The following is a 462-nucleotide window of genomic DNA, read 5'->3' on the forward strand; positions in this document are numbered from 1 at the left end:
TCCCGGGCCTTGTACACACCGCCCGTCACACCATGGGAGTGGGTTGCAAAAGAAGTAGGTAGCTTAACCTTCGGGAGGGCGCTTACCACTTTGTGATTCATGACTGGGGTGAAGTCGTAACAAGGTAACCGTAGGGGAACCTGCGGTTGGATCACCTCCTTACCTTAAAAGATACAACTCCGCAGTGCTCACACAGATTGTCTGATGAAAAGTAACGAGCAAGACGGCTACGAAGTCGTGACACTCCGTGTCCCCTTCGTCTAGCGGTTAGGACTCCGCCCTTTCACGGCGGCAACAGGGGTTCGAATCCCCTAGGGGACGCCACTTGCTGGCTGTGGGTGAAAGACACAACCAACCGATATCTCAAAACTGACTTTCAAGTCACGTTTGAGATATTTGCTCTTTAACAATCCGGAACAAGCTGAAAATTGAAACGACACACTGTTTCTGTTCTCCGTAAAC

At 50.6% G+C, this 462-nt stretch carries 1 tRNA gene and 1 rRNA gene; both read left to right on the forward strand.

Annotated features, from left to right (window positions below):
- Positions 1 to 162: ribosomal RNA gene (locus ET34_RS0118355) — 16S ribosomal RNA — on the forward strand; the annotation flags it as partial.
- 87 nt (positions 163 to 249) lie between these two features.
- Positions 250 to 324, forward strand: a tRNA-Glu gene (locus tag ET34_RS0118360).
- Positions 325 to 462 lie beyond the last annotated feature (138 nt).

This window comes from Siccibacter colletis (assembly GCF_000696575.1).
In the GTDB taxonomy this organism is placed as follows: Bacteria; Pseudomonadota; Gammaproteobacteria; order Enterobacterales; family Enterobacteriaceae; genus Siccibacter; species Siccibacter colletis.